The 6,935-nt window shown below is 42.8% G+C and carries 6 protein-coding genes; 2 read left to right on the top strand and 4 right to left on the bottom strand.

Annotated features, from left to right (window positions below; translation table 11 throughout):
- Positions 1-2 precede the first annotated feature (2 nt).
- The 3 genes from OD355_RS11940 to proS form a co-directional block, all read right to left on the bottom strand.
- The gene (locus tag OD355_RS11940) at positions 3-551 is read right to left on the bottom strand and encodes a lipocalin family protein (RefSeq protein WP_263038717.1); all 549 of its coding nucleotides are present in this window, start codon (positions 549-551) and stop codon (positions 3-5) included.
- 425 nt (positions 552-976) lie between these two features.
- A complete protein-coding gene (locus OD355_RS11935) occupies positions 977-1,453 on the bottom strand; it encodes a hypothetical protein (RefSeq protein WP_263038716.1) in 477 nt (158 codons plus the stop codon).
- Positions 1,454-1,462: 9 nt separating this feature from the next.
- Entirely contained in the window at positions 1,463-2,941 is a 1,479-nt protein-coding gene (gene proS, locus OD355_RS11930) for a proline--tRNA ligase (protein ID WP_263038715.1), read from the bottom strand.
- A 179-nt stretch (positions 2,942-3,120) separates the two neighbouring features.
- On the opposite strand from proS, the gene OD355_RS11925 reads away from it, so the two are divergent.
- Positions 3,121-4,002 carry a hypothetical protein gene (locus tag OD355_RS11925; protein WP_263038714.1) on the top strand — a complete coding sequence of 294 codons (882 nt, stop codon included), beginning with the start codon at positions 3,121-3,123 and terminating at the stop codon, positions 4,000-4,002.
- A 32-nt stretch (positions 4,003-4,034) separates the two neighbouring features.
- Here OD355_RS11925 and OD355_RS11920 read toward each other — a convergent pair whose 3' ends face one another.
- Complete coding sequence (locus OD355_RS11920) at positions 4,035-5,600, bottom strand: hypothetical protein (protein WP_263038713.1); 1,566 nt, start codon at positions 5,598-5,600, stop codon at positions 4,035-4,037.
- A 141-nt stretch (positions 5,601-5,741) separates the two neighbouring features.
- Between OD355_RS11920 and OD355_RS11915 the strand changes: the two genes are divergently transcribed.
- A complete protein-coding gene (locus OD355_RS11915) occupies positions 5,742-6,914 on the top strand; it encodes a 2-isopropylmalate synthase (RefSeq protein ID WP_263038712.1) in 1,173 nt (390 codons plus the stop codon).
- The last annotated feature ends 21 nt before the right edge of the window (positions 6,915-6,935 follow it).

Below are 6,935 nucleotides of genomic sequence, written 5' to 3'. Positions count from 1 at the left end.
CTTTACAGGTCATGTTCAATCCAGTTTAGCCTGGAAGTATCATAGCCCACAGACTGTGCCTTGTTGAGAAATCTTTTTATGTATTCGTCCGGCATAACTTGCTCTCTGGATAAAAGCCACAAATAATCCAGTGTTTCTCCTGCTACCAGCACATGTTTATAATCATCATCAATATCTATCACATTGTAGCCGGAATAAAATGGCCCGAAAAAAGTGACCTGTAGTTTGCCTTCATCTTTTGCACCGGCAAATTTGGCCTTGCCCTGTGCACTTTCCCATTTTCCCGTTTTTTCATTGTAACCGCTATTCACCACCGATACCATACCATTTTCTTGTAAAGCATATTCAGCAGTGGTATTGCTGAGGTTTCTTTCATGGATAAAATCGATCCTGGCAATCTCATACCATTTGCCGAGGTATTTGTGGATGTCGAATGGTTTTACGGCAACGGCATTCTTAGGAATAGTCCTCCTGGTTTTAAAATAAATGGCTGCGCCGGCAGCAATGGCTGCAAGGCTGCCTCCTGCAAGCAAGGCTATTTTTTTGTTCATATTCATTATTTGTATTTTGTTATGAAAGGTATTCAAAAATGCTATCAATAACTATGCTGCTTTCGTAGTTTCTAAACGCTATGCAGGTCTCAAATAGTTTTTTCACAACTTCTGCTCTTGGAGATACACAATCCGACCTTTGCTTCAGATATTCTTCAAACACAATCTGCACGTAGAATACATTAAGTTCGCAAGAATAGTTCTTCGTGTGTTGTGTCTGGCTTAATAGTGTTCGTTTTGTAAACGCTTTAGCCCTGTGGTTATAAATTCCATGTGCTCAAAGCAGATGCAAAGTTTCAAAAAGAAAACCTTGTGTGTTCGTGGCAAATAGTAATCTATGGTGCTTGTGTTTCAGAAGATTTATTTACCACTATGTTCACCAACAACACACTAAGCGCACAAGAATCTTCGTGCCTCGTGGCAAACTATGGCAGAGAATCCCAGTCGCTGCGCCGGTACACACCAGGAACGGCATGGTCGGCTTCTACAAAATCGTAAGAAACAAAGTTGATGCCTTTCATCTCCGTAAAAAGGTAGGTTGCTGCTTTCAGGTAAAAATCTGCTCCGGCGGAGCCCATGCCTGTTGTCAGATGTCTGCTGTCAGGTATTCTGGCATAGAGGGTATCGTTGGAAATCCTATCCATATGAATTACCACACCAGGATAATTGTCATTAAGAAAATTCACTACGGTAGATGCCTGTAAAGTATCGCGGTTAAACATTTTCAGCGCATGTATCTTCATGTCGTTGCTTGCAGAGTCATATACAATTCCCCATACAGCACGGCTTTCAGTATTTGCTGCTAATGAATCCCGGCTATCTGTACTATCTGTATTGCTGCAGGAGTTGAGGCTGCACCCCCACAGGGCACCTACAACAAACCAATAGAATAAACGTTTCATATCAAAAAATTAATAAGCTCTTGCAAACAATACACGTTCCTTGCTCGGATTGCCTGTCAACACACACTTCCCGTCTTCCTGCGGATTGTTTAAGGGTATGCACCGGATGGTAGCTTTTGTAAGCTCTTTTATTTTTTCTTCCGTCTCTGCAGTGCCATCCCAATGTGCAGCAATAAACCCGGCTTTTTCATCCAGCAACCGCACAAACTCATCCCAGTTATCGGCATTGGAAATATTCTGTTCACGGAAAGCCAGGGCTTTATCAAACATATGCTGCTGAATATTTTCCAACAGCGCTTCAATGGTTGCTACCGCATTATCCAGGCTGTAAGTTTGTTTTTCTTTGGTATCGCGCCTGGCAATCTCTATTACATTATTCTCCAGGTCGCGCACACCCAGCGCCAGCCTTACCGGCACGCCTTTTTTTTCATATTCTGCAAATTTCCAACCTGGGCGGTTGTTGTCGCTGTCGTCGTATTTTACACGAATATTTTTTGTTTTAAGCCCATGGAGTATATGATTTACTTTGGCATCGATCAGGCTTTTTTGTTCTTCATTTTTATAAATAGGAACGATCACTACCTGTAGCGGAGCTATCTTCGGAGGCAATATCAGGCCGTCATCATCACTGTGCGCCATTACCAATGCACCGATCAGGCGGGTAGAAACGCCCCAGCTGGTAGCCCATACATAATCCAGTTGATTGTTCTTGTCGCTATATTTCACATCAAAAGCTTTGGCGAAATTTTGCCCGAGGAAATGCGAGGTGCCTGCCTGCAAGGCCTTGCCATCCTGCATCAGAGCTTCAATGCAATAGGTATCTTCAGCGCCTGCAAACCTTTCACTGGCAGTTTTCACGCCTTTGATCACCGGCACGGCCATATATTTTTCTGCAAATTCAGCATAGACATCCAGCATTTTTAAAGTTTCTTCCAGCGCCTCTTCCTTTGTTGCATGCGCTGTGTGTCCTTCCTGCCATAAAAATTCTGCCGTTCTCAGGAACAGCCTTGTGCGCATTTCCCAGCGTACTACGTTGGCCCATTGGTTTACCAGGATGGGCAGGTCGCGGTAAGATTGTATCCAGCCTTTGTAAGTATTCCAGATAATGGCTTCGGAAGTAGGGCGTACCACCAGCTCTTCTTCCAGCTTTGCTTCCGGATCAACAATTAGTTTGCCTTTATTTTCGGGATCATTTTTCAAACGGTAATGAGTAACAATGGCACATTCTTTAGCAAAGCCTTCAGCATTTTTTTCTTCTGCTTCAAACAAGCTTTTGGGTACAAACAGCGGAAAATAAGCATTCACATGGCCGGTGTCTTTAAACATCTTGTCGAGCGCATCGCGCATATTTTCCCACAGCCCGAATCCGTACGGCTTGATGACCATACAACCCCTCACAGCAGAATAGTCTGCCAATTCCCCTTTGATAATTAAATCGTTATACCATTGAGAATAATCCACTTGCCGCGATGTAATTTCTTTACTCATTTTGCGTATATTTGTTGTAATATTGTATTGTAGCGTTTGCAATTATTTAACAAATAATTAATGGTTTGAAATAAATTTACCATTTCTTTTATAGTCAAATAAATGCACGCAAAAGTAATAACTTTGAGAATAATTAAAAATTTTATCAATCAACAATAAAAATTTAATACAAACGCGATATGAAAACTAAATTATTAACTTTAGGTATTGCTGCTCTTCTTTTAGGCGGATGTACTGTAACCTACCAGGCGCCTCCCGATGTAGCACAGGAGAGGAGGGATTCCCGTTATTATGACGATGAGGAATACGCAAGGGAAGATTACGATGCAGAAGACCTGAACCAGGAAGAGCCTACAATAACCTTCAACGACGGATACTACAATAATAGTTATGTATACAATCCATACTACTACGGTTCCAGCTTTTACGCTGGCAATCCTTTCTGGGGACTGGGACTATACTCCGGCTGGGGCTGGGGTTGGGGCGGATTTTCTCCCTGGAGCGTGGGCATAGGCTACGGCTGGGGCGGCTACTATGGTTTCGGCAGCCTGTACTACGGCTGGGGCGGCGGATTCGGATGGCCAGGCTACTATGGTTATAACCCTTACGGTTACGGATACTATCCTTATGGCGGCTATGGCGGCTATTATTATCCTTATGTGATCAATAATTACGGCCCCAGAACTTACAGAGGCACTTCAGGCAGGACTTACACACCCAGCAGAAGCTACAGTGACGATGTGAATGTAAGAAACCTGCGCGGCGCTACTACCAGCAGTTCAAGAAACTATACGCCTTCAAGGACTTATGAATCTGCTAACAACAATGCACCTTCCAGGAGCTACACACCATCAAGAAGTTATACCCCTGCAAGCAGCAACGCGCCTTCCAGAAGCTATACGCCATCCAGGAGCTACACGCCTTCTACCAACAGCAGCGCGCCTTCCAGGAGCTATACACCTTCAAGAAGCTACACCCCTTCAACTTCATCCTCTTCATCAGGAGGTGGCTACTCAGGGGGCAGCAGCGGCGGTTCCAGGAGCTATACACCAAGCAGATAAATTATTTTACAAAATTCAAAAAATCTGTCGTCTTACAAGATGGCAGATTTTTTTATGTCTTTGCGGGCAAAATACAACTCCCTGCGGATATGCTCCACGGGCACGTTCCGTATCTTGCTTTCCAGCCAGGATTTTATATCCAGGTACATAAACGACCTGGTTTCCAGCTTATCATTTTCCAGCGCTTCCAGCTTTTCCTTCAGTTCCCCGAATGCTGCAATGATATTGCTGCGCGGAATATTAAATGACTGTTTCAGGAAAAAGAAGATCTCTTTTTCCACCATGCTCAGGTTATTCATTTTATACATAAACCTGTATACTGATTTAAGCAGGTATTCTATCAGCCTGTAATTACCCAGTTCAAAATGCGCTATCAGGTGCAGCAACCGCGCATAACATTGCAGGTCGGTTCGGAGGTCATAATTTTCATTGATGATCTTATTGAGGTAAAGTATGGCATTTTCATTATCGCCGCTGCCAAAATACAGGCAGGCTATTTTATAATAAAATACAAGGATCCGGTGCTTATCAAGGTGAAGTTTAAACCTGTTGAGTTTGCGGTTGATCTCCGGCACCATTTCCACACCCTGCAAAAACGTGCCTTCCAGGAAATGCTTGTTTATCCTGGCTGTATACAGGTACACAAAAGTCTTTACTTTAAGATTGATGTTGGATCGAGGGATTTTGTTGCTGCTGAATTCTTCAAAGACGTTGAGTATTTCTATGAATTTATGGTAGTTATTTGTATCAAAATGGGCGTTCAGCAGGTTATGAAAAGCCTTCAGGTAATGATCAGGCTCCGCAAGCTGCATCGCGGGCTCATCCTGGAATAAGTTGAACCATTTCTGCGAATAGCGGTAAAACATAGGCAGATGCTGCAGTATAAAGTAGTACCAGCCATGTGCCTGGTAGTAATACATTTTTTCATAGAAATTAAGTTCTGCTTCAGAGCTTACGGGAAGATTGTTTTTAAAAAACTCTTCTAACGATGCAACATCTGCCGCATTGCGTGCATGCCCTCTTTTGATATACCAGCTGTACATGTTCAAAGCAAGGTTGGATAGTGCACCCTGCAAATGAATATGCCTGGCAGTCTCGGTCACTTCACGCGTAAGCATATCGGCCCTGTGTTCCATACTCCGGGTAATATGCAGCGACTCAATATTTTTTTCAAAATTAAGTATTTGTATCAGGTCGAAACTAAGATGATAACTGATAGCAATAGTTTTGGCCTTGTTCAGGACCTTCAGGCTTTGGATGTACAATCCTTTGTTGTAGTAGATATGTGCATTGTGTATTAATTCTGTTACGGATACGGAAATGTCATTATCCTCATTTAATATACGCAAAGATGCCAGTACCTGTTTGGTGAGGTGTGCTTTAAGATTAGAGAGCTGGTGCTTTTTTATATTGCTATTTTTCCTGATCAGCGCAGCCTCATCGTAGTTCTCCATTTTGTCAATAGCATCAAAAAGTTGCATAATGATGAAGTGCTCACTGCCTGAAACACGCTTCATATACAGCTTAAAATTGCGTTTTTCACTTTTCTCCAATGATTTTATGAGGTGGAAAAGATCATCGTTTTTGGCGTTGGGCATCGTAGTTTAATTTCGATAAAAGTACGATAAATAGTACGTTTGAAAAAATTATACCTGTCTTTTAAACGGAAAGTTTGTAAATTTTCGGTTTTACGGCTATGTTTTATTTATCTATATTTGACATTGAACAAAACTATCGGAATGAATACGGAGAAAATTTACATTTTTGACACTACACTGAGAGATGGAGAGCAGGTACCCGGTTGTAAACTTAACAAGGATGAAAAAATCCGCCTGGCATTGCATTTAGAGGCTCTGGGTGTAGACATAATCGAAGCAGGCTTTCCGATCTCCAGCCCAGGTGACTTTGATTCTGTGGAATCAATCTCCCGGGTAGTAAAAGAAACGACGGTTTGCGGCTTGACACGCGCTGTGCAAAAAGATATAGAAGTTGCCGCAGAGGCCCTCAAACATGCCAAACGCCCAAGGATACATACCGGTATCGGTTCTTCTGACAATCATATCAAATACAAATTCAACACCACGCGGGAAGATATTTTAGAGCGCGCAGTAAAAGCCACCGTACTTGCCAGGAATTTTGTACCCGATGTAGAATTCTATGCAGAAGATGCAGGCCGGGCTGATCTGGCGTTTCTTGCAAAACTTATTGAAGCGGTAATTAATGCAGGTGCAACGGTGGTAAATATCCCGGATACTACCGGTTATTGCCTTCCGCACCAATATGCAAATAAAATATCTTACCTGGTAAATAATGTACCAAACATTGATAAGGCAATTATTTCCTGCCATTGCCACAACGATCTGGGCCTTGCTACAGCCAATTCACTGGCAGGCATTATTGCAGGCGCCAGGCAGATTGAGTGTACTATTAACGGTATCGGTGAGCGTGCAGGCAATACTTCACTCGAAGAAGTAGTGATGGCCATCAAAAAACATAAAGAGCTTAATTTCCACACTTCCATACAGCATACAAAACTCTATGAAATGAGCAGGGAAGTGTCCGAGACCATGCGTATGGTGGTGCAGCCCAACAAGGCAATCGTAGGCGATAATGCCTTCGCACATTCATCAGGCATTCACCAGGATGGTTTCCTGAAAGAAGCCTCCACCTATGAAGTAATTGCTCCTGAAGAAGTAGGCGCTGACACTTCCAAAATAGTTTTAACTGCCCGCAGCGGCAGAAGTGCACTGGCATACCGGTTTAAAAAGATCGGCTATGACTTTGACAGGGACCAGGTAGATGCATTGTATAAAAAGTTCCTGGAAGTTGCAGACAGCAAGAAAGAAGTGCAGGACGAGGATTTAAAGTTAATGGCAGAAGAGATTACTGAAAGCATTGCATACAAGAATTGAGAGCTATTTAAAATAAAACTT

The organism is Haoranjiania flava (assembly GCF_025631005.1).
Taxonomy (GTDB): Bacteria; Bacteroidota; Bacteroidia; order Chitinophagales; family Chitinophagaceae; genus Haoranjiania; species Haoranjiania flava.
The sequence above is the reverse complement of the archived record's forward strand: the minus strand, read 5'-3'. Positions and strand labels throughout refer to the sequence as shown.

Bases quoted from the DNA above. Each gene is read 5' to 3' on its own strand.
- OD355_RS11925 (WP_263038714.1), top strand. From the start codon at position 3,121: ATGAAAACTAAATTATTAACTTTAGGTATTGCTGCTCTTCTTTTAGGC.
- OD355_RS11940 (WP_263038717.1), bottom strand. From the start codon at position 551: ATGAACAAAAAAATAGCCTTGCTTGCAGGAGGCAGCCTTGCAGCCATT.
- OD355_RS11915 (WP_263038712.1), top strand. From the start codon at position 5,742: ATGAATACGGAGAAAATTTACATTTTTGACACTACACTGAGAGATGGA.
- proS (WP_263038715.1), bottom strand. From the start codon at position 2,941: ATGAGTAAAGAAATTACATCGCGGCAAGTGGATTATTCTCAATGGTAT.
- OD355_RS11920 (WP_263038713.1), bottom strand. From the start codon at position 5,600: ATGCCCAACGCCAAAAACGATGATCTTTTCCACCTCATAAAATCATTG.
- OD355_RS11935 (WP_263038716.1), bottom strand. From the start codon at position 1,453: ATGAAACGTTTATTCTATTGGTTTGTTGTAGGTGCCCTGTGGGGGTGC.